At 67.1% G+C, this 24,889-nt stretch carries 24 protein-coding genes; 19 read left to right on the top strand and 5 right to left on the bottom strand.

The features are described from left to right. Positions 1-87 precede the first annotated feature (87 nt). The 17 genes from E8F06_RS03610 to E8F06_RS03530 all read left to right on the top strand — a co-directional run bounded on the left by E8F06_RS03610 (position 88) and on the right by E8F06_RS03530 (position 14,971). Positions 88-1,995, top strand: coding sequence for a cytochrome D1 domain-containing protein (locus E8F06_RS03610; protein WP_280364291.1), 1,908 nt, complete (start codon positions 88-90; stop codon positions 1,993-1,995). 10 nt (positions 1,996-2,005) lie between these two features. Then, entirely contained in the window at positions 2,006-2,689 is a 684-nt protein-coding gene (locus E8F06_RS03605) for an SCO family protein (protein WP_280364289.1), read from the top strand. Continuing rightward, positions 2,686-3,315, top strand: coding sequence for an SCO family protein (locus tag E8F06_RS03600; RefSeq protein WP_280364287.1), 630 nt, complete (start codon positions 2,686-2,688; stop codon positions 3,313-3,315). Before E8F06_RS03605 ends, E8F06_RS03600 begins: the two co-directional genes overlap by 4 nt. 11 nt (positions 3,316-3,326) lie before the next feature. Beyond that, positions 3,327-4,886 carry an ABC transporter substrate-binding protein gene (locus E8F06_RS03595; RefSeq protein ID WP_280364284.1) on the top strand — a complete coding sequence of 520 codons (1,560 nt, stop codon included), beginning with the start codon at positions 3,327-3,329 and terminating at the stop codon, positions 4,884-4,886. 13 nt (positions 4,887-4,899) lie between these two features. Further along, positions 4,900-5,535: a SurA N-terminal domain-containing protein gene (locus E8F06_RS03590; protein ID WP_280364281.1), complete on the top strand. Its 636-nt coding sequence runs from the start codon at positions 4,900-4,902 to the stop codon at positions 5,533-5,535. Between the two features lie 578 nt (positions 5,536-6,113). Beyond that, a complete protein-coding gene (locus E8F06_RS03585; RefSeq protein WP_280364279.1) occupies positions 6,114-7,802 on the top strand; it encodes a GspE/PulE family protein in 1,689 nt (562 codons plus the stop codon). Beyond that, on the top strand, positions 7,783-8,574 hold the full coding sequence (locus tag E8F06_RS03580) for a hypothetical protein (protein WP_280364276.1): 792 nt from the start codon (positions 7,783-7,785) through the stop codon (positions 8,572-8,574). Before E8F06_RS03585 ends, E8F06_RS03580 begins: the two co-directional genes overlap by 20 nt. 1 nt (position 8,575) lies before the next feature. Continuing rightward, positions 8,576-9,121 carry a pilus assembly protein gene (locus tag E8F06_RS03575; RefSeq protein ID WP_280364274.1) on the top strand — a complete coding sequence of 182 codons (546 nt, stop codon included), beginning with the start codon at positions 8,576-8,578 and terminating at the stop codon, positions 9,119-9,121. After that, positions 9,108-9,659 carry a GspMb/PilO family protein gene (locus E8F06_RS03570; protein WP_280364272.1) on the top strand — a complete coding sequence of 184 codons (552 nt, stop codon included), beginning with the start codon at positions 9,108-9,110 and terminating at the stop codon, positions 9,657-9,659. Before E8F06_RS03575 ends, E8F06_RS03570 begins: the two co-directional genes overlap by 14 nt. Before the next feature lie 2 nt (positions 9,660-9,661). Next, the gene (locus E8F06_RS03565) at positions 9,662-10,165 is read left to right on the top strand and encodes a secretion system X translation initiation factor (protein WP_280364270.1); all 504 of its coding nucleotides are present in this window, start codon (positions 9,662-9,664) and stop codon (positions 10,163-10,165) included. Further along, positions 10,162-11,982: a secretin N-terminal domain-containing protein gene (locus E8F06_RS03560; protein ID WP_280364267.1), complete on the top strand. Its 1,821-nt coding sequence runs from the start codon at positions 10,162-10,164 to the stop codon at positions 11,980-11,982. The genes E8F06_RS03565 and E8F06_RS03560 overlap by 4 nt, the downstream gene beginning before the upstream one ends. Before the next feature lie 3 nt (positions 11,983-11,985). Continuing rightward, the gene (locus E8F06_RS03555; protein WP_280364264.1) at positions 11,986-12,456 is read left to right on the top strand and encodes a type II secretion system protein; all 471 of its coding nucleotides are present in this window, start codon (positions 11,986-11,988) and stop codon (positions 12,454-12,456) included. 2 nt (positions 12,457-12,458) lie between these two features. Beyond that, positions 12,459-12,833 carry a type II secretion system protein gene (locus tag E8F06_RS03550; RefSeq protein ID WP_280364261.1) on the top strand — a complete coding sequence of 125 codons (375 nt, stop codon included), beginning with the start codon at positions 12,459-12,461 and terminating at the stop codon, positions 12,831-12,833. Beyond that, positions 12,820-13,308: a type II secretion system protein gene (locus tag E8F06_RS03545; RefSeq protein ID WP_280364259.1), complete on the top strand. Its 489-nt coding sequence runs from the start codon at positions 12,820-12,822 to the stop codon at positions 13,306-13,308. The genes E8F06_RS03550 and E8F06_RS03545 overlap by 14 nt, the downstream gene beginning before the upstream one ends. Further along, complete coding sequence (gene csgE, locus E8F06_RS03540; RefSeq protein WP_280364256.1) at positions 13,305-13,697, top strand: curli production assembly/transport protein CsgE; 393 nt, start codon at positions 13,305-13,307, stop codon at positions 13,695-13,697. The genes E8F06_RS03545 and csgE overlap by 4 nt, the downstream gene beginning before the upstream one ends. Beyond that, positions 13,694-14,098, top strand: coding sequence for a curli assembly protein CsgF (locus tag E8F06_RS03535; protein WP_280364253.1), 405 nt, complete (start codon positions 13,694-13,696; stop codon positions 14,096-14,098). Before csgE ends, E8F06_RS03535 begins: the two co-directional genes overlap by 4 nt. 27 nt (positions 14,099-14,125) lie before the next feature. Then, on the top strand, positions 14,126-14,971 hold the full coding sequence (locus tag E8F06_RS03530; protein WP_280364250.1) for a CsgG/HfaB family protein: 846 nt from the start codon (positions 14,126-14,128) through the stop codon (positions 14,969-14,971). A 380-nt stretch (positions 14,972-15,351) separates the two neighbouring features. Here E8F06_RS03530 and E8F06_RS03525 read toward each other — a convergent pair whose 3' ends face one another. From E8F06_RS03525 to E8F06_RS03505, 5 genes are read right to left on the bottom strand one after another with little or no spacing between them, the layout of a single operon-like run. Then, positions 15,352-15,648, bottom strand: coding sequence for a hypothetical protein (locus E8F06_RS03525; protein ID WP_280364247.1), 297 nt, complete (start codon positions 15,646-15,648; stop codon positions 15,352-15,354). Between the two features lie 44 nt (positions 15,649-15,692). Continuing rightward, positions 15,693-17,069, bottom strand: coding sequence for a curlin (locus E8F06_RS03520; RefSeq protein WP_280364244.1), 1,377 nt, complete (start codon positions 17,067-17,069; stop codon positions 15,693-15,695). Between the two features lie 55 nt (positions 17,070-17,124). Then, the gene (locus E8F06_RS03515; RefSeq protein WP_280364241.1) at positions 17,125-17,595 is read right to left on the bottom strand and encodes a curlin; all 471 of its coding nucleotides are present in this window, start codon (positions 17,593-17,595) and stop codon (positions 17,125-17,127) included. A gap of 10 nt (positions 17,596-17,605) precedes the next feature. Continuing rightward, complete coding sequence (locus E8F06_RS03510) at positions 17,606-19,834, bottom strand: Ig-like domain-containing protein (protein ID WP_280364238.1); 2,229 nt, start codon at positions 19,832-19,834, stop codon at positions 17,606-17,608. A 39-nt stretch (positions 19,835-19,873) separates the two neighbouring features. Next, positions 19,874-21,235 (bottom strand): hypothetical protein, encoded by a 1,362-nt coding sequence (locus E8F06_RS03505; protein ID WP_280364235.1) that lies wholly within the window; start codon positions 21,233-21,235, stop codon positions 19,874-19,876. Positions 21,236-21,609: 374 nt separating this feature from the next. Here E8F06_RS03505 and E8F06_RS03500 point away from each other — a divergent pair, with 374 nt between their 5' ends. Beyond that, positions 21,610-23,067, top strand: a complete 1,458-nt coding sequence (locus tag E8F06_RS03500; protein ID WP_280364232.1) for an ATP-binding protein — start codon at positions 21,610-21,612, stop codon at positions 23,065-23,067. Beyond that, positions 23,067-24,470 (top strand): sigma-54 dependent transcriptional regulator, encoded by a 1,404-nt coding sequence (locus E8F06_RS03495; RefSeq protein ID WP_280364229.1) that lies wholly within the window; start codon positions 23,067-23,069, stop codon positions 24,468-24,470. Before E8F06_RS03500 ends, E8F06_RS03495 begins: the two co-directional genes overlap by 1 nt. Positions 24,471-24,889 lie beyond the last annotated feature (419 nt).

Here is a 24,889-nt window from a genome sequence, read left to right as displayed (position 1 = left end):
AACCTATTGAGTTCAATGATCTTTCCCGGCTGGCACAGGCATTGCTCCTGCATCAGGGCGAGGTCCAGACGAGGGGAAGGACATCAGATGAAAGCCCTGCACAAAGCTTCCAGCCTGCTGCTCTCCGGTCTGCTGGCTGTCCATCTGTCCGCCGCCGAAGCACCTGCCGGCGCTTCCCAGCGCCTGGTGCGCGACGGCGTGGCCATCGAGTTCGAGGCCCGGCCGCTGGGCAGCAACGGCGTGCTCACCGAAGGCATGTTCGCCGATATCCGCCTGCGCCTCACGGATGCCAACACCGGCCAACCCCTGGCGGGGCAGGTGCCGGGTGCCTGGCTCGACCAGGCGCTGCCGGAAGGCCAGGCGGACCAGTGCAAGGTGCGCATCGGCACCTACCTCAAGGGAGTGCTCAGTGCCCGTCCGCTGGTGGACCTGAACAGCTACTACCTGGTGGTGATGAACAAGGATTCCGCGCTCACCGTGATCGACCCGGTGACCTCGGTCGGCGGCATCACCAGCACCCTCACTCGCATTGCCCTGAAGCGCCCGCCGATGGACTGGGCCGCCAGCGCCGATGACCGCCTGCTCTACGTCTCCATGCCCAGCGCGGGCGAGGTCGCTGTGGTGGACACCAGCGAGTTCAAGGTGCTGGGCAACCTGCCCGCCGGCCCCGAGCCGGTGCGCGTGGCGCTGCAGCCGGACGGCCGCTACCTGTGGGTCGGCAACAATGCCCGGCGTGGCGAAGAAGGTGGAGTCACCGTGATCGACACCCAGACCCGCAAGACCGTGGCGACCCTGGCCACCGGCGGCGGCCACCACGAAATCGCCTTCAGCGCCGACTCGCGCCATGCCTTCGTCAGCAGCCGCGAGGCCGGCCGGGTGACGGTGGTGGACATTGCCACACTGAAGAAGCTGAAAGACATCGAAACCGGTCCCAGCCCACTGTCGCTGGCCGTCTCACCGTTGTCCGGCGCGCTCTACGTCAGCGACGGCAAGGCCGGCAGCATCACCGTGATCGACGCCCGCAGCCTCAAGGTGCGCAAGGTGATCGAGGCTGGCCAGGGCCTGGGGCCGCTGCGCTTCACCCAGGACGGTCGCTTTGGTCTGGCGTTGAACAGCCTGGACGACCAGGTGCTGGTGCTGGACGCCGGCAGCGACGAAATCGTCCAGCGCGCCGAGGTCACCGCCGAGCCCTACCAACTGGTGTTCACCCGCGCCTACGCCTACGTGCGCGGCCTGGCCTCGCCCAAGGTGAGCATGATCAACCTGGAGTCCCTGGGCACCGGCAAGCAGCTCATCGTCCAGGCCTTCGAGGCCGGTCCGGCGGCGCCCAAGCTGGCCGGCGACCTGCCGCTGGCCGACAGCCTCAGCCAGGCCCGCGATGAGGGTGCGGTGTTCGTGGTCAACCCGGTGGACAACACCACCTACTTCTACATGGAAGGCATGAACGCCCCCATGACCGGCTACCTCAACCGGGGCCACACCTCCCGTGCCGCGCGGGTCATCGACCGCAGCATGCGCGAGGTGGAGCCGGGCCTGTTCAGCAGCCGGATCAAGCTGCCGGCGCCGGGCAGGTTCGACCTGGCGGTGATGCTCAATCAGCCGAAGATCGCCCATTGCTTCAGCGCCGAGGTCCAGCCCAACAAAGCCTTGGTCGCCCAACGCAGCAAGCCACGGGTGGAATTCCTCATCGACCAGCTGCAGGTGACCGTGGGCGCCACCGCCCAGTTGCGTTTCCGCATCCTCCAGGGCAACGCCGACCAGCCGAAGGCCGGTATCGCCGACCTGCGGGTGCGCTACTTCCAGGCGCCGGCCTCGCGCCCCCATGAGGTGGCGGCGGTGGAAGTGGGCGAGGGGGTCTATGAGGCGCCCATCGAGACGCCACAGGCCGGCGCCTACTACCTGCACGTGGGGTCGGCCTCCCTGGGCATGCCCTTCGGCTCGCAACCCTACGCCAGCCTGCGCGCCGTCGCGGCCCAGGCCCGGAACAACCCCTGAGGAGCACGCCATGGAACCCCTGAAGTCAGGCATCGCCGCACTGCTCGCCCTGGGCCTGATGGCCGGGCCGGCGCTGGCGGACCACAGCCCGGAAGAACATGCAGCGCACATGGCAGCACTGGCTGCCGATCCCCATGCCCAGCACCAGGGACCTGCCAGCACTCAGTCAGGCGCCCAGGTGGCTTTCGCCGATGTTCCGCTGCTGGACCAGGATGGCCGCGAGCTGCGCCTGAAGGACGACCTGGTGGGCGACCGCATCGTCGTCATGGGCTTCGTCTACACCAGCTGCACCACGGTCTGCCCGGTGATCTCGGCGATCCTGCAGAAGCTGCAGAAACAACTGGGCGAACGCGCTGGCCGCGACGTGCAGCTGATTTCCCTCAGCATCGACCCGCTGCGCGACACCCCCGAACGCCTCCACGACTACGCCGGGCGCTTCGACGCCGGCCTGGGCTGGCGCTGGCTGACCGGCAGCAGCGAAGCGGTGGCCGACACCCTCAAGGGCCTTGGCACCTGGACTGCCAACTACCAGGACCACCCGCCGCTGATCATGGTGGGCGATGGCCGCACCGGTCAGTGGACCCGCTTCTATGGCTTCACCGATCCCGCCGTGCTGATGGCGCGGGTCGACGAACTCAGTGCCGCCCGCGAACACAGCGGCCACGACGCACTCGCCCAGGAGACCCATCCATGAAGCGCCTGCTCCCGCTCGTCCTGGCCCTGGCAATGGCCAGCGGCGCCAGTGCCCACGAAGGCCATACAAGCCAGCAGGCCGCACCAGCCAACGCGCCCGCCGCCCAAACCCTGAAGGCCGGCGGCACCACGGACGCGCAGACCTACTTTACCGATACCCTGCTGCGCGACCAGAACGGCCGTGAGGTGCGCTTCTACAGCGACGTGCTCAAGGGCCGGCTGGTGATGCTCAACGTGATCTTCACCCACTGCAACGACGCTTGCCCGCTGATCACCCGCAAGCTCAAGGAAGTGCGGGACGCCATGGGCGAGGACCTGGCGAAGCAGGTTTATTTCATCTCCCTGTCCAGCGATGCCGAGAACGACACGCCGGACGTGCTCAAGGCCTTCGCCGCCAAGCACAGAGTGGATTCGCCCAACTGGATCTTCCTGACCGGCGACAGGGCCAACATGGACCGGGTGCTGGCGCGCCTGGGGCAGTTGGGGGAAAGCCCCGAAGCCCATTCCACCCTGCTGATCGCCGGTGATGTGCCGAACAAACGCTGGAGCAAGATCCGCCCCGATGCGCCGGTGAACGCCATCGCCCAGCGCCTGCAGTTGATGACCATGCCCGTGGCTGGACGCTGAAGGTGGCGGCCATGTGGCGGGCGCTGTTGCTGGTTGCGTTCCTCGCTCAGGCGGGCGGAGCCCTGGCGTTGGAGCTGAGCCCCGAAGAGGCGGCTGGCCGGCGCATCTACCTGGAGGGCGTGGGCTCGGCCAACGGCGAGATCAGCGCGCGGGTCGGTGCCGCCGACACCCTGGTGCCGGCGGCGCTGATGCCCTGCGCCAATTGTCACGGCGCCGATGGCCGGGGGCGGCCGGAAGGCGGTGTGCGTCCCCCGGACATCACCTGGCGGCGGCTCGCCTTGCCTTACGGCCAGATGCAGGCCAGCGGCCGCAGCCACGGTCCCTACGATGACGGCGCACTGGCCCGCGCCGTGAGCGAGGGAGTCGACCCCGCCGGTAACCGGCTCGATCCGGCCATGCCGCGCTTCGTCATGTCCCTGCGTGACATGGCCAGCCTCTCCGCCTACCTCAAGCGGCTGGAGGAGGACCGCGACCCCGGCGTGGAGGAGGGTGAACTGCGCCTTGGCACCCTGCTGCCGACCCGTGGGCCGCTGGCGGAACTGGGGCACACGGTGGAGGCGGTGCTGCGCGGCGCCCTGGCCCAGGTCAACGATGCCGGTGGCATCCATGGCCGGCGACTGACGCTGGTGGTGCGCGACTCCAGTGCGGACCTGCAGGCGACGAAACGGGCGCTGGATCAGTTGCTGGGCGAGGACCGGGTGTTCGCCTTGCTGGCGCCCATGGTGCCGGCGCTGGGTGACGAGCTCTCCGAGCGGATCGGTGCGGCGGGTGTACCGCTGGTGGGGCCACTTGCGCTGTTCGACGAAGCCAGTGCCAACCCCCTGGTATTCAACGCCCTGCCGGGATTGCGCGAACAACTCTTCGCCCTGGCCGGCTACGCCAGCAGCGACCTGGGGCTGAAGCAGCCGGAAGCCCTGGTGGCCTATCCCGGCGATGCTCATCAGCAGGTTTTGGCCGAAGACCTGGCGCTGCGCCTGATGGACCAGGGCTGGTCGCGGGTACGCCTGCTGGGCTACGACACCAACAACGGGGACAGTGTCCTGCGACATGCCGCCAAGGGTGCCCAGGGCGTGTTCTTCCTTGGCCAGTCGGAGGCCTTCGCGCGGCTCGCCGACCAGCTCCAGGCAGCGAACCTGTCGCCGTACCTGTTCGCCGCCTCGTCCCAGGTGGCCAGCAGCGCCCTGCGCATCCCGCCACGCTTCTCCAGGCGGTTGTTCCTCGCCTATCCCTTCATGCCCGCCGACTGGACGCCAGAGGGCGAGGCAGCCCTGTTGGAGATTCGGCGCAGTCAGGGGCTCGGCAGCCAGGACGCGGTACTGCAGGTCGGTGCCTACTGCGCCACGGTACTGCTAAGCGAGGGGCTCAAGCGGGCGGGACGCGACGTCAGCCGCGACAAACTGGTCAGCTCCCTGGAAGGCCTGCACGGATTCCGTACCGGCCTGACCCCGGCCCTGAGTTTCGGTCCGGGGGAGCGCACGGGCCTGGCTGGCGCCCACATCGTCACCGTGGACCTGCGCGACCGGAGCTTTCGGCCCCTGGGCCGGTTCATCAAGGTGGACAAGCGACTCTAGGGGAGGACAGCGCATGAACGGGAATCCATGGCTCGGGCTGGTCATCGGCCTGCTCACGCCCCTGGTGCTGGCCGGGGAAACCGGCATCGCCGCGCGGGTCAACGGCGCCGATATCAGCAACTTCCGGCTGGAGCGGCATTTCGCCGACTACCTGAAGATCCAGGGTCGCCAGGTGGGCGCCATCCGCAGCCCGGTGGCCTACAAGCGCCTCAAGCGCGAGGCGTTGCAGCAGCTGATCGACAAGGAGCTGCTGTGGCAGGAAGCCGGGCGTCTCGGGGTGACGGTGTCGGATGAGGAGATCAGCGCCAGCCTGGCGGAGATGAAGGCCGCTTTCGCCGATACCCAGGGCTTCGACCGTGCCCTGGCAGAAGCCGGTTTCGACGAGGCCGGCTACCGCGACTACCTGCGCCACGAACTGGCCGCCAGCCGCGTGCTGGACGAACTGGCCGAAGTGCTCCCGCCCGGTGAGGGCGAAGTGAATACGGCCTACGAAAGCCTCAAGCCCCAGCTCGACCCGGCCATGGACGCCACCCGCGCCAAGGCCCTGGTGCGCCAGTACCTCACCGCCCAGCGCATGGCCCAGGGACGCGAAGCGGCGCTGGAGAAACTGCGCGCGAAGGGCCGGGTGGAAGTGTTGGTGGCGTTGTAGGGGCGCTATCCGTCCTGCTTTTCTGTGGGGGCGATTTCAATCGCCAAAGGAGGCCGAAGGGCTCCCATGGTGTTCCGCGCGGCGGGGAATGCCCTCACCCCCGGCCCCTCTCCCCGAGGGCGAGGGGTGACTCGCGCCGGTCGCTCCGTGCCTAGCCGGAAGCACGGTCCCTGTGGGGGCGAATTCATTCGCGAAAGGGCCGCGCAGCGGCCCCGTAGGGTGGACCACGCTTCACCGGTCCACCATCGGAGCCCCGATCGGGCGCCAATGGTGGATGTAAAGAGCGACATCCACCCTACACACCGGCCCAGCTTTTCTGTGGGGGCGATTTCAATCGCAAAGGAGCCCGCAGGGCTCCCACCAATGCCTTCCCCCACTTCTGGGGACAGCCGCTGGCCCGCTTCGGCCATTCCCCCGGTTTTGGGGGAACCCCCGGTGGCGGGTAATTCACCCCCATTTGAAATCAGCGACTTAGAGACCCTTCGTACGCGAGAAACGGCTGGCACGATGCGTGCGTATGTCCAAGCGAGGGCGGACTCCGGCAAGGCCGGAGCGCCACGGCCCCTGGAGGCAAGACCATGGACAGCCAACTCCTCGCGCAGCCTGTACCGGAGCGCTTCGATACCGAACTGATGCGCGCCGCGCGCAAACGTTCGGCCGAGCTGGGCCATCGTCTGGTGGATGCCCTGGACGAGCTGGCCGACCTGCCGCCTGATCTGTTCGCCCGGCGCCTGGGCAGCACCCTGCATTACCCGGTGCTGGCCTTCGAGGACCTCAGCCGGGGTATCCCCGGTTTCGAGCGGATTTCCCTGGCGCACGCCTTGAAGCGCGAGTTCGTCCTGCTGGAGCTGGACGGGCAGACCCTCGGCGTATTCGCCGACCCCTTCGACGAAACCCGCCTGGCCTGGATCGAGGAGCAACGCCAGGGCGCGCCGCTCCATCTGGTCCACCCGCGCGAGCTGGCTGCCTTCCTGGAACGCCACGAGGAGAGCTTCCACGCCGTCGAATCCCTGCAGGCCGAAGCCGGCTCGGTGCAGGAAAGCGAGGCCCTGGAAACTCTCTCCCTGGCGCGCATCAGCGAAGACGCCAGCGTGGTGGTCAAGCTGGTCAACTCCACCCTCTACGACGCCCTCAAGCTGCATGCCAGCGATATCCACCTGGGCATGACCGGCAGCGGCCTGTCCATCAAGTACCGCATCGACGGCGTGCTTGGCGGTTCCAGCCGGGTGCCCGGTGTGGAGCTGGCCGAGCAGGTGATCTCGCGGGTGAAGGTGATGGCCGAGCTGGATATCGGCGAGAAGCGCGTGCCCCAGGACGGTCGCTTCAAGATCGGCATCAATGGCCGGCAGATCGACTTCCGTGTATCCATCATGCCGAGCATCTTCGGTGAGGACGCGGTGCTGCGGGTGCTCGACAAGCAGGACCTGGCCGACCAGGTCCACGGCGTTCGCCTGGAGTCCCTGGGCTTCGAGGACAGCACCCTGCGCAGCCTGCGCCGGCTTGCCGCCGAGCCCTACGGCATGGTGCTGGTCACCGGCCCCACCGGCAGCGGCAAGACCACCACGCTCTACGCGATGATCACCGAGATCAACCACGGCGTGGACAAGATCATCACCATTGAAGACCCGGTGGAGTACCAGCTCCCCGGCGTGCTGCAGATCCCGGTGAACGAGAAGAAGGGCCTGACCTTCGCCCGTGGCCTGCGCTCCATCCTGCGTCACGATCCGGACAAGATCATGGTCGGCGAGATCCGCGACCCCGACACCGCGCAGATCGCCGTGCAGTCGGCACTCACCGGCCACCTGGTGTTCACCACCATCCACGCCAACAACGTCTTCGACGTGATCGGCCGCTTCAGCCAGATGGAGGTGGACCCCTACAGCTTCGTCTCCGCCCTCAACGCGGTGCTCGCCCAACGCCTGATCCGCCTGGCCTGCCCGAGCTGCGCCGAGGCCGTGCAACCGGGTGAGGAGGAGCTGCTGCTCTCCGGCATCGACCCCGCCAGCGCCCACCAGTACCGCTTCGTCAGCTGCCCCGGTTGTGGCCGCTGCCGGGGCACTGGCTATCGCGGGCGCACCGCCATCGCCGAGCTGCTGCGCCTGGATGACGACCTGCGGCAACTCATCATCGAGCGCCAGCCCATCAGTCGCATCAAGGACCTGGCGGTCAAGCGCGGCCTGCGCCTGCTGCGCACCTCGGCCCTGGACCTGGTCCGCGAAGGCCGCACCACGCTGGAGGAGATCAACCGTGTCACGTTTGTGGCCTGAGGCCTGCACCGCCGTGCTCGGGCCCCGCAGCGTGGGCCTGTACCGCAGCCGCGGCCAGCGCTGGCTCGGCAGCGTCGACTTCGACTCAGTCGGCGGTCTGGCCTGGCCGGGCGCCGTGGCGGCGCTGGAGTCCCTGCTGGCCGGACGCCAACCCGGCCGCGCGGAGCTGCGGGTGGTCCTCTCCAGCCACTACACGCGCTTCTGCCTGGTGCCCTGGAGCGAGGCCATCAACAGCCCCGAGGAACTGGCCGGTTACGCGCGCCTGTGCTTCGAGGACATCTACGGCGCCCTCGGCGACGGCTGGAGCCTGAAATTGTCGCCCGAAGCTGCCGGCCATCCACGCCTGGCCGCCGCCATGCCGGAGGAGCTGCTGGCCCAGTTGCGCAGCGTGGCCAAGGCCAACGGCCTGCGGCTCGCTTCGGTACAGCCTTACCTGATGGCGGCCTTCAACCGCCACCGCGCCGCCCTGGTGCTGGACGACTTTCTCTTCCTGGTGGCCGAACCCGGACGCGGCAACCTGCTGCTGGCCCGTGGCGGTCGCTGGGCGGCCGTGCGCTCGGTGGCCCTGGACGACAGCGACGCCGCCCTGAATGACCTGATCGCCCGCGAAGGCGAGCTCCACAGCCTGGAGCAGGACCGGCCGGTCAATTGCTACCTGCACGCCCCCGGCCGTGCGGGCTCGATCACCGACGCTATCGCCCGTCTGGAGCTTGAACTGCCGGCTGCTGCACAAGGCGACCCACTCTTTGCCATGGCCATGACGGTGAACTGACATGCGCCCGATCGATCTCGACTTTCAGCGCAAGGCCATTTCCACCGTCCCCGGCTGGATTCTCCTGGGCGGCGGGATGCTGATGGCCGTCTTCATGCTCGGCGCCCACCTGCGTACCTGCGATGAACGCGAAGCCCGCAGCGCCGAACTGGAACGCGTCGAGCAGCAACTGCAGAAGCGTGGCCTGCGCCAGGCGCCCATGTCGGCCAGCGAGGAGAAGGCCAGGGCTGCCAGCGTGGCGGAGATGCGCCGCATCACCGCGCAGATGAACCTGCCCTGGGACGGCCTGTTCGCCATGCTCGAATCCCAGCCGCGCAAGGACATCGCCTTGCTGTCCCTGGCCCCGGATGCCCGCAAGGGCCAGTTGCGCATCGCCGCCGAAGCGCGCGACCTGCCGGCCATGCTGGCTTTCCACCGCGAACTGGAAGCCAGCGACGCCCTGAGCGATGTCTCGCTGCTCAACCATGAAATGGTCGCCGAGCAGGCCGAGCGGCCCATCCGTTTCAACCTGCTGGCGAGCTGGGGGGTGAAGGATGCGCGTCCCTAGGCTGATCCTCATCGAGCAGGCCCTTCGTCTCGGCTGGCCGGGCCTGGTCGGTGGCGCGCTGCTGCTGGTGGCGCTGGGCTACGCCGTGCTGGGCCTGCTGCCGGCACGGCAGGCCCTGGCGAACATGGAGCGCCAGCTGGCGGCTGATCGTGGGCAACTCGCGGCGGCAGCCGCCCCGGCGGCCAGCAGGCCAGCCAGCGGCGCGTCGTCGGCGCAGCTGGAGGATTTCCGCCGCAACCTGCCGGCGCAACTGGACGCCACCGGCGCCATCGACCGCATCTACGGGCTGGCCCAGGAGGAGGGCATTTCCCTGGCCCGTGGCGAATACGCCCTCGGACTCGATCCCAAGACCCGCCTGGCGCGCTACCAGGTACTGCTGCCGGTGCGCGGCAGCTACCCGCAACTGCGCCGCTTCCTCCATGGCCTGCAGACACAACTGCCGGCCCTGGCCCTGGAAGAGGTGGAACTGCAACGCAAGCAGATCGCCGATTCGGAACTCGAAGGGCGCATCCGCATGACCCTGTATCTGGCGAGGTGACCATGGCACGCCGTCTGTTCTGGTTGGCTTTCCTCGGCTCGGCCGCCGTGCTGGCGGCGGTTCCTGAATTCTTCGGCGACCAGGCCGAACCCCGCGCCATGCCGCGCGTCCAGCGCCTGGGCTCGGCAACGGCCGAGAACGCGTCGGCTCCGGCCGTGGCACCTTCCGCCGCGCCCGAGGTGGCGGTTCCGGCGGCCGACCTGTTCGCCTCGCAGAGCTGGTACGTGGCACCACCGCCCGCGCCGGCGATGGCCGCTTCCGCGCTGCCGCCGCCAGCGCCGGCCAAACCCACGGCGCCGCCGCTGCCGTTCAAGTTCATCGGCAAGCTGGATGATCGCCGGGCGCTGCAGGTGTTCCTGCTGCGCGGCGAACAGGTGCTGGTGGTGCGCGAAGGCGACCTGATCGACAAGACCTACAAGGTCCAGCGCATCGACGCCGAGCGCATGACCCTGGTCTATCTGCCCCTGGACGTCGCCCAGTCCCTGGACGTGGGGAGTGCGCTATGAAACGCCTGGCGTATTACCTGGCCCTGGTGTTGCTCGCCGGCTGCACCACCAACCTGGCCCAGCGCGAAGGGCTGGACCTGATCGACGCCGGCCAGTTCGAAGAGGGGCTGGCCAGGCTGGAACAGGAAGCCCGCGAGTCGCCCAACGACGTCGGCGCGCAGATGGCCGTGACCACCCAGCGCGCCCGCGCGGTGAAGGCGCTGCTGAGCGACGGCGACCTGGCCCGCACCCAGCGCGATTTCGCCACCGCGCGACTGAACTACGAACGGGTGCTGCGCATCGAGAAGCACAACCAGCGGGCGCTGGACGGCCTGCACGTGATCGAGCAGCAGCGCAACATCCAGGACATGCTGCGCCAGGGCCAGACCGACCTGCGCCGGGGCGATGTGGTGGGGGCCTCGCGCCAGGTGCGCGGCATCCTCGCACTGGACCCGGAACACGACGGCGCCCGCGAGCTGCAGCGCAGCATCGAGGTGGTCCAGGCACGCTCCGTCGCGCCCTATCCGCAGCTGCGTTCGCGCCTGGATCGTCCGGTCACCCTGGAGTTTCGCGATGCCAACCTGAAGGTGATCTTCGAAGTGCTGGCGCAGACCTCGGGGCTGAATTTCATCTTCGACAAGGATGTGCGCCCGGACCTGAAGGCCACCATCTTCGTGCGCGAGGTGCCCATCGAGGATGCGGTGGAGCTGCTGCTGCAACAGAACCAGCTGCACCAGCGGGTGGTGAACGACAACACCATCGTCGTCTACCCGGATTCGCCGCAGAAGCTGAAGGATTACCAGGACCTGGTGATGCGCACCTTCTACCTCACCAACACCGATGCGGCGACCGCGATGAACCTGGTCAAGACCCTGCTCAAGACCCGTGACGTGTTCATCGACGAGCGCCTCAACACCCTGACCATGCGCGACACGCCCGACGCCGTGCGCATGGCCGAGAAGCTGTTCCAGGCCCAGGACCAGTCCAACCCCGAGGTGGTGCTGGAAGTGGAAGTGATGGAGGTGTCGCGCAAGCGCATCGTCGACCTCGGCCTGCAGTGGCCCAACACCTTCGGCGTGCTCAATGACGAAGGCCAGCCGGTGTCCATCCTCGACCAGCTCAAGGGTATCGACTCCAGCCGCATCAGCATCTCGCCGTCGCCGCAGCTGAAGATCAACGCCCAGGACAACGACGTGAACACCCTGGCCAGCCCGGTACTGCGGGTCAGCAACCGTGAACAGGCGCGCATCCACATCGGTCAGCGGGTGCCCATCGTCAGTGCCACCGCCGTGCCGTCCACCCAGGGACCGGTGATCACCGAGAGCATCACCTACCTCGACGTCGGCCTGAAGCTGGAGGTGCAGCCCACGGTGCACCTGAACAACGAGGTGGCCATCAAGATCGCCCTGGAGGTGAGCAACGCCACCTCGCTGCCGCCGACCCAGCAGGGCACCATCCCGGTCCAGGTGGATACCCGCAACGCCCAGACCACCCTGCGCCTGCGTGACGGCGAGACCCAGGTGCTCGCCGGCCTGGTGCGCAATGACCAGGCCAACAGCGGCAACAAGATTCCCGGCCTCGGCGACATCCCCGGCGTGGGACGGCTGTTCGGCAGCAACAACGACCAGGTCGCCAAGTCGGAGCTGGTGCTGTCGATCACCCCGCGCATCGTGCGCAACCTGCCGTACCAGAGCCCCTACGACATGGAGTTCCCGTCGGGTACCGAGAGCAGCATGCGCGTGCCAACCGTGCGCGGCCCGGTGGAGGCTCTCGGCGTGGAACTGCCCGACGCACCGGCGGTGGTGGTCACGCCCACGCCCATCAGCGGGAGGCCCTGAACCATGAAACGCCAGGCTGCTTTCTCGCTGATCGAACTGGTGATCGCCATGGCCATCCTCGGCCTGCTCGCCAGCATGGCCGCGCCGCTGGCCGAAACGGTGATCCGCCGGGGCAAGGAGCAGGAACTCAAGGTCGCCCTCTACGAAATCCGCGACGCCATCGACGCCTACAAGCTGGCGGCCGATGCCGGGCATATCGAGAAGTCCGCCGCCAGCACCGGCTACCCGCCGTCGCTGCAGGTGCTGGTGGATGGGGTGCGCGACCTGCGCAGCGTGAAGGGCGATCGCATCTACTTCCTGCGCCGCATTCCCCGCGACCCCTTCGCCGATGCGCGCGAGGAACCGGCAGAAAGCTGGGGCCTGCGCGCCTACACCAGCCCGGCGGACGACCCGCGCCCCGGCGTGGACGTGTTCGACGTCTATTCACTGGCCAAGGGCGACGGCCTCAACGGCACGCCGTACCGGGAGTGGTGAACATGGCACGGCAGAAGGGCTTCACCCTCATCGAACTGCTGGTGGTCATGGCTATCATCGCCACGCTGATGACCATCGCCGCGCCGCGCTATTTCTCCAGCCTGGAGAACTCCAAAGAGACCACCCTGCGCCAGAGCCTTTCGGTCATGCGCGAGGCCCTGGACCAGTTCTACGGCGACACCGGGCGCTATCCTGATTCGATAGAGGAGCTGGTTGCCCAGCGCTACCTGCGCGCCCTGCCGCTGGACCCGATGACCGAGCGCACTGACCTGTGGGTGGCACTACCGCCACCGGATGGCGCGCCGGGCAGCGTCTACGACGTCAAGAGCGGCGCCCCCGGGCGGGCGCGGGACGGGAGCCTCTATGCGGACTGGTGAGCAGGGTTTCACCTACCTCGGCGTGCTCTTCCTCGTCATGCTGATGGGGATGGCGCTGGCCGGTGCGGGGCAGCTCTGGTCCACCGCCAGCCAGCGTGCCCGCGAGCGGGACCTGCTCTGGGTCGGCAGCCAGTATGCGCAGGCCCTGCGCAGCTACTACCGGGCGTCGAACGGCGTGTCTCAGTACCCCGCCGCCCTGGAAGACCTGCTGGAAGACAACCGCTTTCCCCAGGCTGCGCGCCACCTGCGCCGGCTTTATCCCGACCCCGTGACCGGCAGCCTCGATTGGGGCCTGATCCGCTCCTTCGACGGGCGCATCGCCGGCGTCTACAGCCAGTCCCGCCAGCGGCCGCTGAAGCAGGCGCACTTCCCCGCGCAGTGGGTGGAGTTCGAGGGCATGGGCAGCTACGCCGACTGGCGCTTCGTCGCCGAGAAGGCCTTCATGGAAGGCGCGCCGAAAGGGGTGGCGCCATGAGCCGCGCACCGGTGCTGGCCGTGATCGCGCTGTGCTGCGCGCTGGGTACGGCACGCGCCGATGACGACGAGATCATGGGCTTCATCATCGACTACACGATTTCCCACATCGGCCACGACTTCTATCGCTCCTTCAGCGAGCGCCTGCGCGACACCAGCAAGCTGGATTTCAACCTGGTGGTGCGCGAACGCCCCGATGCCCGCTGGGGCAGCCTGATCTGGGTGGAGTACGAACAGCGCGTGCTCTACCGCCAGTTTCTCCCGCCCAACACCGCCGAACTCAAACCCACCGCCTACGCGGCGGCCGACCTGGTGCTGGAGGCCATCGCCCAGCAGAAGCTGCAGCGCCTCCTGCAAGACACGCACGACATGGAGAGGGACGAGCTATGAACAAGAACAGACTTGCCCTGTGGCTGCTCGGATTCGGCCTGGTCGGTTCGGTCCAGGCCACCGAGCTGGTGTACACCCCGGTCAACCCCGCGTTCGGCGGCAACCCGCTGAACGGCACCTGGCTGCTGAACAACGCCCAGGCGCAGAACGATCACGACGACCCGGATTCGAGCTCGTCCGCCGCCAGCCGGCAATCCGCCCTCCAGCGCTTCACCAGCTCGCTGGAGTCGCGCCTGCTGTCGCAGTTGCTGACCAATATCGAGGACGGCAACACCGGCAGCCTCACCACCGACTCCTTCATCGTCAACATGATCGACGACGGTGGTGAGCTGACCATCCAGATCACCGATCGCGCCACGGGCGAAATCTCCGAAGTCGTCGTCAACGGCCTGCTCCCCTAATCCAGGCATCGACAGGAAGCCACGACCATGAACAGAGTGCTGATGCTGGTCCTGCTGCTCGCCACCCTGCAAGGCTGCGCTCTGCGCCAGCCGATGTCGGCGGATACCGCGGACCAGATCCCGACCCTGACCCCGCGCGCCTCGACCTACTACGACCTGCTCAACCTGCCCCGGCCCAAGGGGCGGCTGGTGGCGGCGGTGTACGGGTTCCGCGACCAGACCGGCCAGTACAAGCCGACTCCGGCCAGTTCCTTCTCCACCAGCGTCACCCAAGGCGCTGCCAGCATGCTGGTGGACGCGCTGCAGGCCAGCGGCTGGTTCATGGTGCTGGAGCGCGAAGGCCTGCAGAACGTGCTGACCGAACGCAAGATCATCCGCGCCTCGCAGAACAAGCCCAACACTCCGGCGAACATCCAGAGCCAGCTGCCGCCGCTGCAGGCCGCCAACCTGCTGCTGGAGGGCGGCATCATCGCGTATGACACCAACGTCCGCAGCGGCGGCGAAGGCGCCCGCTACCTGGGGATCGGCGCCTCCCACGAATACCGCGTGGACCAGGTCTCGGTGAACCTGCGCGCGGTGGACGTGCGCAGCGGCATGGTCCTGGCCAATGTGATGACCTCCAAGACCATCTACTCGGTGGGGCAGAGCGCCAGCGTGTTCAAGTTCATCGAGTTCAAGGAACTGCTGGAGGCCGAAGCCGGCTACACCACCAATGAACCGGCGCAGCTCTGCGTGCTTTCGGCCATCGAATCCGCCGTGGCCCACCTGATCGCCCAGGGCGTGGAACGCCGCCTGTGGCAGGCCGCCGGGGACCAGCCGCTGGAACAGACCTCGCTGAAGAAATACATGGGTGCGCAGGCGTCGATCGAGTAGGGCAGGGCTGCGCCCTGCTTGGCGAATGAATTCGCCCCTACAGGGATGGTGCCTGGCTGGGGTGAGGTGCCAGGGAGCAGGACTGCGTCCTGTTTTGCGAATGAATTCGCCCCCACAGGGAATGTGCCTGGCCGGGCCGAGGTGCCAGGGAGGCAAGGCGGTTCCGGCGCGAGTCACCCCTCTACCTCTGGGGCGAAGAGGCACGCTTTTGGAAGCACCGCTTCCAGTGCCGATGAGCGCCTGAGCGCGAAGCGATCAGGCTGGGGCGCAGGGCCGGGGCCGGGGGTGAGGGTAATTTCCCGCGTGCACACGCTATGGCAGAACTGCGTTCTGCTTGGCGAATGAATTCGCCCCTACAGGCGGGCGCACCGCAGAATAATTCACAAACCAACCTCCCTCACCACAGCCACCTGCTCCACCCCCTCCACCCACCATCTCAGTCGCGCTTCCACTCGCGTACCCGGCGGTAGCCTCAGGCTGTTGTGCACCGGGCAGTTACGCTCGGCTACGCCTTTCTGGCGCGACTGGCTCCTGCCTGCTGGGCTCTGCGTGGTGACCAGGAGTTCATACCGGATGGCCGCGCCTGCAGGTTCGAAGCACAGGCTCACGCTGGCCTGGCCGGGAGCCTGGGGTTGCAGTTGGAGGCTGGCGCTGGCCAGCAGGGCGGCTAGGAGCATGGGGAAAAAGGCCGCCGCCCATGAAGGGCGGCGGCAGAGGGGAGTTACTGCTGGACGACGATGGCGCTGTTGCCGGTGCCGGTCTGGTCGATGACGGAGTTCTGGTTGAAGTTGCTCTGGGTGATGGTGGCCTGGTTGTCCCAGCCCGCCTGGGTGACGACGGAGATGTTGTTCATGTCGGCCTGGGTGATGGTGGCCGTGTTGCCGCCGCCGGCGCTCTGGTAGACCTGGCTCAGGTTCAGGCTGCCGGACTGGTCCATCTCGACGTTGTTGCCGATGCCTTCGCTGGAGCCTTCGGCCAGGTTGTTGCTGTCACGCTGGCTGATGGCCAGGGTGTTGTCGTCGCCCACCTGGTCGAAGTACAGCTCGTTGAAGTTGCCTTCCTGGGTGAAGTTGGCGGTGTTGCGGTTGCCGTCCTGGCTCAGCACTACGGCCTGGTCGGCACCGAACTGGCCGCCTTCCTGGGCACCCTGCCAGTTGCTGGCGTAGACGTTGTTGTCGTTGCCGGTCTGGCTGACGGTCAGGCCCAGGCGGTCGCCTTCCTGGTAGGTCAGGGCGAGGTTGCTGCTGCCGGCCTGGGTCACGGTGGTGGTGGAGTCGGTGGACTGGTACTGGTCGGCCCAGGCGGCGTTGGTGTCGCCGCTCTGGATCATGGTGGCCAGGTTGCCGGAGCCGAAGCTCTGGTCGACCACCAACTCGTTGAGCGCGCCGCCGCCCTGGTCAATGCTGACCTGGCTACCTTCTTGCTCGGTCTGCCAGACCTCGAGGTAGCCGCTTTCGCCGGTCTGGAACACGTCCACCTGGTTGGTGTTGCCCTGGCTCTGGTCCACATAGGCGGTGTTCAGCTCGCCGCCCTGCTGGATACCGATGCGGCTGCCGGTCTGGTCGATTTGCCAGGTGCCTGACTCGTTGGCCATGCCGGCTTGGTCGATCGTGGTCTGGTTGTCCGTGCCGGCAATCTGCTCGGCGTTGGCGATGTTTTCCGAATCGCCCTGGTTGATCTCGACGCGGCTGCCGATCTGGCTGTCCTGGAAGCTGAAGGCGGAGTTGTAGTCACCGTCCTGGGTCACCGTGGCGTGGCTGCTGTCGTTGAACCATTGTTCGCTGTGGGCGCCGTTCAACTCGCCGGTCTGGGTATGGGTGATCTGGCTTCCGGCCTCGGTGTCCTGCACGCCGGTGGAGGCGTTGAACTGGCCGTTCTGGGTCTGGATCAGGGTGCCGGTGCCGTTCGACTGGTCGGCGTATGCGTTGTTGCCATCCCCAGTCTGGTCCTGGGTTGCAGTGCTCGTGGCGGCGTCCTGCTGTACTTCGGCGACGTTCTCGAAGCCGTTCTGGGTCTGGTTCGAGATGCTGTCGTCGGCGAAGGCCTGGATGCTGACCAGGGCCAGGATCGCAGCGGCAAGCGGTTTGTACTGGAACATGGTATTGCCTCCTGGGGATGGTTCCCTGCGAGTCATTCGGGTCGTGAGTGCGCCGTCAGTGCTGGATCACCTGCACGCTCAGGCCGTTTCCGTACTGGGTGATGCTGCTGTTCAGTCCTTCCCCGGACTGCACGATGGTTGCGCTGTTGTTGGCGCCGACCTGGTCGATTCCGGCCCGGTTGTTGGCGCCGCTCTGGGAGATGTAGGCCTGGTTGCCGGTGCCCTGTTGGGAGATGGACGCCAGGTTCTGCACCCCTTCCTGGAGGATGTAGGCCTCCTGGTCGCTGCCGTTCTGGATGATCTGTCCCAGCAGCGACTGGCCGTTCTGCGTCAGCAGCGCGACGTTCGCCTCGCCCAGTTGGCGCACCAGGGCCTGTTGGTCCAGGGGCGCGCCTTGTGGGCTGGCGAGGTCGGCGTTGCCGCCGGCCAGGTCGAAGTTTTCCATCAGGTCCGCCGCCTGCGGCGCGCCACTTCCGAGTCCGAGAACCAGGAGAAGGACGGTGCGCGACAGGACGGCGGTGGTCATGGCCAGGCTCCTAGCGGGGAGTCAGGGTCACGGTGCGCACCGTGCCCGTGGAGGTGGTGATGGTGGCCGTCGGGGCGGCGGTTGGGACCACGTTGGTGGTGGTGACCGCCACACGCCAGCGTCCGCTGGCCGGCACTACCACGCTGCCCAGATCCACCAGGCCGGTGGTGCTGGTCACCCGGACCCGCACGCTGTTGCCGACCGTTACCGAGCTGGTGCCGTCCAGGCTCCAGGTCACCCGGTTGTTGGAACGCAGGGTGAACTCACTGGTGGTGACGGTGAAGTTCTCTGCGGCAGCCGGCGGCGGCGTCACCTGCACGGTCACCGTGACCGGGGCGGAGAGGGCGTTGTGGGCGTCCTGGGCCTGGTAGGTGAAGGTGGCGGCGAAGGCTGTGGTGACAGTGGCCGGTGGGGTGTAGGTGATGGTGGTGCCGTTGGTGCTCGCCGTGCCCAGGCCGGTAGCCGGCTGGGTGAGGTTGACCACCGTGAGCGGCACGTTGCCTTCCGGATCGCTGTCGTTGGTCAGCACGTTCAGGGTCACCGGCACGTTCAGGGTCGCGCCGGTGTCGGCGATGGCCACAGGTGGCTGGTTCGGGCTGACGCTGACGGTGACGGTCGCCGGTGCCGACGCCTTGCCGCGTACATCCTGGGCGCGGTAGGTGAAGGTGGCGGTGAGTGGGCTGTTGACCACGGGCGGCGGGGTGTAGACCACGCTGGTGCTGCCGTTCATGTCCACGGTGCCAAGGCCGGTGGACGGCGGGGTCAGGTCGGTGATGCTGAGTGGGACGTCGCCGTCGGCATCACTGTCGTTGGCCAGCACATTGATGGTCACCGGTACGCCGAAGCCGGTGCTGATGCCGTCGTTCACGGCCACCGGTGCCTGGTTGGGCACTTCTGCGGGTGCACTGCCGACCACGACCACCGGCTCGGTATCGGCACCGCCTGCGGCGGACTTCACCGTGACTACGGCTGGCGGCTGGGACAGGTCGGTTACCCGCAGGGTCTGCAGGACACCCGCCTTGATCATGCGGCCGAAGCCCTGGGCAGCCAGATCGGGGATCTGCGTCTCATCGCTGGAACTGGCTTCGATGGTCAGCGAGTGATCGGCCCAGTTGTAGCGAGCGGTGCTGACTTTCACCACGTCCGTGACTTCACGGGAAACCGAGGTCGGTTTGGTGACATTGGCCGGGTCGGTACCGGTGACCACCACGAACGGCGGCAGTACGGACGGCGACGGGTTATGCGCGAAGAAGTAGCCGCTGCCGTCATTGTCCATGTCTGCCAGGCAGGCAGGCCTCGTGCCCCCTGTCACCAGCTCCAGGGTTTCCCGGTAGCACAACTCGGAGTTGGCCGGACCGTTGGCGAACACTTCCAGGCGGGTGCCCTGGCTGGTGCGCCGGTAGCTGGCCCGTTCGATTTCCACCGGGGTGGCGGCACGGGAGTCGAAGACCTTGCCGGAGACCGAAAACAACTCGGTGCGGATGGTCCCCGCCGGGCCGCTGATCTCGACGAAGTTGGTGTCGAAAGGGCTGCCCGTCACTGTCGAGGGAACGTTGGGGTCACCGACGAACTGCTCAGCCTCCCCGGTTTCCGGATTGGTGCCTGGATAGGGGTAGCCAGGGCCTTTCAGGAAGGGGCCGACGTCGCCGGTGAGGGCGCTGGTGAAGATGCCCGGCGCACCGATGCCGATATCGCGGGTCATGTTGATGGCGCGACGGCCTCCCTTGTCGGCGGCCTGGGCCGGGGTCACGGTGAAGGTCTCCTGGCCGTAGGGGTGGGTGACGACATAGGTTCCCGCCACGGGGATGTTGGCGCGGATACGGATGCGCGCGAAGCTCTGCTGGTCACCGACACGGGGCACTTCCAGGGCGAAGGCGGCCTCGATGGCGGCGGTGTAGACCTCCAGCTCGTAGCCGGCGGCGTTGGCCGGGATGCTGGCCTCGGCCATGTACCAGAACAACTCGCTGGGCCAGTTGTTGGGGAAGACCATCGGCTGCAGGTCATCGAACTGGCCCGGTTCCGGCAGCAGGGTGCACATGTAGCCGCCGGTGGGGCTGAGTGCCTTGGATTGGCAGAGCTCCAGGCTCAGGCCGTCGCCATCCTGATACCACTGCGGGAAGTAACCGGTAGATGCGGTGTAAGGACCCAGGTGGACCGCCTCGAGGGCAGCCTCCGCCACGTCAATACCTTCGACGGCGAGACCCAGGGTTGTGAGAAGCAGGCAGGGCCACTTGTTCATGTTGCCTCCTGGCGCTTGAGCGCTCGGCTCTGGGTTCGCTTAGGGAAGAATGACCACTTCTTCGGTATCACTGCCGCCGCTGCCCGAGGTGACGGTGACCGTCGCCGGAGGGGTGGGGGTGACGCCGGTGATCAGGGTCTTGGTCGCGCCGTCACCGGTGAGCGAGCCGATGCTTGCGCCGCTGCTGGCCGTGGCGGTGAGCGTGGGCGGATTGGTCTCGTCGCTGCTGCTGGCCACCACGGTCAGTTGGCCGGAATTCAGGCTGTACTCGGCGCGCTGGATCCGAACCAGATCCACCAGCGGTGCGCCCACGGTGGTCGGCGTGTTTTCCGGGATGGCGATGCTGTTGTCGGCATGGATGGTGACGCTGGCCGGTGTCGACGGATTGCCCGTGGATTGGCCGTACCAGTTGCCGGTGGCGTTGGCCTCGGTCATGGCCACGGCGGCTCCGGCAGCGTCGTCATAGCTGGCGGTGCCGGGTGGTGGTGGCGCCATCACGAAGACGTCCTGCTGGGCGCTGGAACCTGCTTCAGCGGTGCCGCGCGAGTAGGTCGAGCGCTGGACGATTACCGGGGTTGGGCGCTCCACGTCGGAGAGCTTGCCGGAGATGGCGAACAGGTTGGTGCGCACGTCGATGCCAGCGGGGCCCTGGATGCGCACGTAGTTGGTGTTGAACGGGCTGCCGGTGACCGGCTCGTTGATGTTCGGGTCGCCGATGAAGCGCTCGCTTGCGCTGGTCTCCGGGTTCACCTCGATGTAGGGACCGTTGACGCTGCGCAGGAACGGGCCGATGTCGCCACCCAGGGCGCCGTCATAGGTCTTCGGCGCGCCGATGCCGATGTCGCGGGTCATGTTGATGGCGCGGCCACCGTCGGTACCGAACTCGGCGGCAGTGACTTCGAAGACTTCCACGCCATAGGGGTGGGTGACGGTGTAGGTGCCGATGGTGGGGACATCCACCCGGATGCGGATGCGGGCGAAGCTGATCTGATCGCCTTCTGCGGGTTCTTCAACGGCGAAGGCAGCTTCGATGGCGGCCCCGTACGACAGGTCGATGCCACTGGCTGCATCGGCGATGGCGGCGTCGGCGGTGAACCAGAAGGCTTCCGGCGGGAAGTTGGTGGGGAACACCAGAGGCTGGTTGTCGTCGTAGACCCCCGGTTCCGGCAGTAGCGAGCACATGTAGCTGGGAGCACCTGGGGCACCGGCTACCCGCGAGCTGACCGTCTTCGACAGGCAGAGGTCGAGGGTGCGGCCGTGGGTGTCCTGGTACCAGGCGGCGAAGGAACCGATGTCAGGGTTGTAGGGGCCGGGATCCACGGCGTACAGGGCGGCGGGCGCCTGGTCCGCCGCGACGATGAGAAGGATCGAGGTGGTGGCCTTGGAGAGTGTGCGTTGCATGAGCTTTCCCTCTTGCAATGTGGGCGCCTTGCTGCGGATTCGCTGTGCCACAGGCTGGCTGCCCGGCCCTCCGCAACGAGCGTGCCAGTGTTGCGAAATCGCCTCTCCAGGCCGCGCTGCTCAAGGCTTTCGGTTGTGGCGTAAAAAGTCGCCGACACTGCCGCCGAGGTGGGGGAGTCCCCCCAGAACTGGGTGAATTTGGGGGTGGTGGGGGAGTGGGGAAAAGCCTGGGGAAAACCGGGGAGGCCGCGTGCTAGGGGGCTTGCACGGTGCCTGGGCAAAACAGGCCTGGTTTATGCACAGGCACAAGCGTCCAAGGCCCCCCGGTTGGCACGACGGGACGAACCCATCACGCAACGCATAGGAAGGCTTCCATGAGCGCTCTGTCGGTGATCTGGGATAGGTACGCAATCGGCAAGACCGGCGATTCCCCGCCGCCGCAATTCAACCTGTTGCGTTGGTTCTCGCTGGTCAGCCTGGTGGTGATCGCCAGTGTGGCCATCGGCCTTGGGATCATCTCGACGCGCTTCGTGGTGACCGAGAGCATCGAACGCGACGCGATGCTCAGCTCGCAGTTCATCCAGTCCATCGCTTCGGCCGAAATCCGCCACGTGGCGCTGCCGGTGAGCATGACCATGGGCGAGTTGCTGGACGCCCGCCAGGACGGCCACCACCCGCAGAGCATGCTGGAAGCGCGGCAGCGGGCGCGCAATGAATTCCTCGACCACATCGCGATGCTGCCCGATGCCCTGCTGGCCAATATCTACGGCGCCGACCGGGTGATCGTCTGGTCCACCAACCCGGCGCTGGTGGGGAGGGACATGAGCGGCAACGAGGACCTGGAGCAGGCCTTCTCTTCGCCGCAGCAAGTGGCCACCAGCTACGACGAGGTCACCAGCGGGCGCAGTGAGCAGAAATTCCTCCGCGCCCCGCGCACCCTGTTCATCGAGAACTACATTCCGCTGCTGGATGAGCAGGGCAACGTGGCGTCGGTGGTGGAGATCTACAAGGAGCCCCGCGACCTGGTGCAGCGCATCCAGCGCGGCTTCGTGCTGATCTGGCTGGCCACCGCCATCGGTGGCGGGCTGATCTACTTCGGCCTGTTCTGGATCGTGCGCCGTGCCCAGGGGCTGCTGGCCCAGCAGCAGAGCCAGCTGATCGCCAACGAGACCTTCGTCGCCCTCGGCGAGATGTCTTCCGCCGTGGCCCATAGCCTGCGCAATCCGCTGGCGTCGATCCGCTCCAGCGCGGAGCTCGCCCAGGAACTGGTGGACCCGCCGGTGCAGAAGAACATCGCCGACATCATCAGCCAGGTGGACCGCATGTCGAAGTGGGTCCGCGAGCTGCTGATCTCGGCGCGGCCGCTGTCCGGAGATATCGAGGTGGTGGAGCCGGTGGCGGTGATCAACGAGGCACTGCATGGTTTCGACCAGCAGATTCGCCACTCCGGCGTGCGGGTGGAGTTCCACGCCGAGTCGGCGCCGGCGGTGGTCAGCCACCGGGTGTTGCTGGCGCAGGTGCTCAACAGCCTGTTCGCTAACGCCATCGAGGCCATGCCCAGCGGCGGCCTGCTGCGCATCGAGGTCAAGCCCGACGGCTCCGGCAAGCGCCTGCTGCTGGCCATCACCGACACCGGCCAGGGCATGACGCGCAAGCAGGAAACCATGGCCTTCAAGCCCTACTACACCACCAAGCAGGGCGGCCTCGGCGTCGGGCTGGTGATGGTCAAGCGGATCATGGAGCGCTTTGGCGGCAAGGTCAGCCTGACCAGCCGCGAGCGCGAAGGCACCCGCATCTGCCTGAACTTCAAGGTCGCTGGGGGGCGCAGGTAATGGAACACAGCGTATTGATTGTCGAAGACGACGAGCTGCTGGCCGGCAATATCCAGACCTACCTCGAACGCAAGAACTTCGAGGCCCTGGTGTGCCATTCGGCCGAAGAGGCGCTGGAGCTGTTGCGGGACCAGGTGCCCGACGTGCTGCTCACCGACAACTCCCTGCCGGGCATGAGCGGCCATGAACTGATCCGCGAGGTGAGCGCCCGTGCGCCGCAGATCAAGCCGATCATGATGACCGGCTACGGCAACATCGAGGACGCGGTGCAGGCGATGAAGGCCGGTGCCTTCCACTACCTGACCAAGCCGGTGGCCCTGGCCGAGCTCAAGCTGCTGCTGGAAAAGGCCCTGGAGGCGCAGCGCCTGGAGCACAAGCTGGACTTCTACCACAGCCGCGCGGCGCAGGACGCCGGGCTGGCGGCGCTGATCGGCGATTCGCCAGTGATGCTCGAAGTCAAATCCATGGTGCGCCAGTTGCTGGATGCCGAAAGCCGCATGGTCGACGCCGAACTGCCGGCGGTACTGATCGAAGGCGAGACCGGCACCGGCAAGGAACTGATCGCCCGTGCGCTGCACTTCGACGGCACGCGGGGCAAGGGGCCCTTCGTCGAGTTCAACTGCGCCTCGATTCCCGCGCATCTGCTGGAGGCCGAGCTGTTCGGCCACGAGAAGGGCGCCTTCACCGATGCCAAGGATCGCCGCCTGGGCCTGGTGGAAGCCGCCGACGGCGGCACCCTGTTCCTCGACGAGGTGGGCGAGATGGACCTGGTGCTCCAGGCCAAGCTGCTCAAGCTGCTGGAAGACCGCACCATCCGCCGCATCGGCTCGGTGAAGGAGCGCAAGGTCAACCTGCGCATCATCAGCGCCACCAACTGCAACCTCGAACAGATGGTGCAGCAGGGGAAATTCCGCCGGGACCTGTTCTTCCGCCTGCGCATCATCTCCATCCGCGTGCCACGGCTGTACGCGCGCGGCGACGACATCCTGCTGCTGGCCCGGCATTTCCTCAAACAGCACGGCAAGCGCTATGGCAAGCCGGGGCTGCAGTTCTCCGCCGAGGCCGAGCACCTGCTGCAGAGCTACAGCTGGCCGGGCAATGTGCGCGAGCTGCGCAACATGCTGGAGCAGACCGTGCTGCTGGCCCAGGGCCAACTGGTGACCGCCGCGCAATTGCACATCTGCCCGACCCTGGTGGACGAGCCTTCCGGACACTACCGCACCCACGGCAATGGCAACGGCCAGGGCGCCGAGCCTGAGGCCGAGCGGGACATGGTCATCCGGATGCTCGACAAGACCGACTGGAACGTCACCAAGTCCGCCCGCTTGCTGGGCCTGACGCGGGACATGCTGCGCTACCGAATCGAAAAACTGGGCCTGGTGAGGCCGGATCGCCGCCACTGATCCACCACCAGGCACGGCGCCCTGGGCGCCAGAGTTCCCTAGCACTCCCTCTCGCCAGTACGGGAGGTGGAGATCCTTGTGGCCGGGCTGCGATCCTGCTCGCATCGCAGCATCGTCCACCGGGGTTCGGTGCCCTCACACCGGCCCCGATTTCTTATTCCAGGCGCCAGCCCCGCAAAGGGCTGGCGTCTTTGTTTTTGTGGGTGTGTGGCTGGAAAGCGTCGAGCCAAGCTGCTTGCCGAGTTCTGCGGATGTTTCTGGTTTCGCCTTCCCAGGCGAGTCCCTTTTGCAAACGCCCAAAAGGAACCAAAACGCTTGCCCCTGCATCCGGGTCCGGCTTCGCCGGACTTCCCTCGCTCCATCATTGCGCCGGGGGCACGGCGAGAGGGGCCATCCATGGCCCCACACGCCTCTCGCGG

The sequence above is a fragment of the Pseudomonas sp. BN411 genome (assembly GCF_029871235.1).
GTDB lineage: Bacteria > Pseudomonadota > Gammaproteobacteria > Pseudomonadales > Pseudomonadaceae > Metapseudomonas.
The sequence above is the reverse complement of the archived record's forward strand: the minus strand, read 5'-3'. Positions and strand labels throughout refer to the sequence as shown.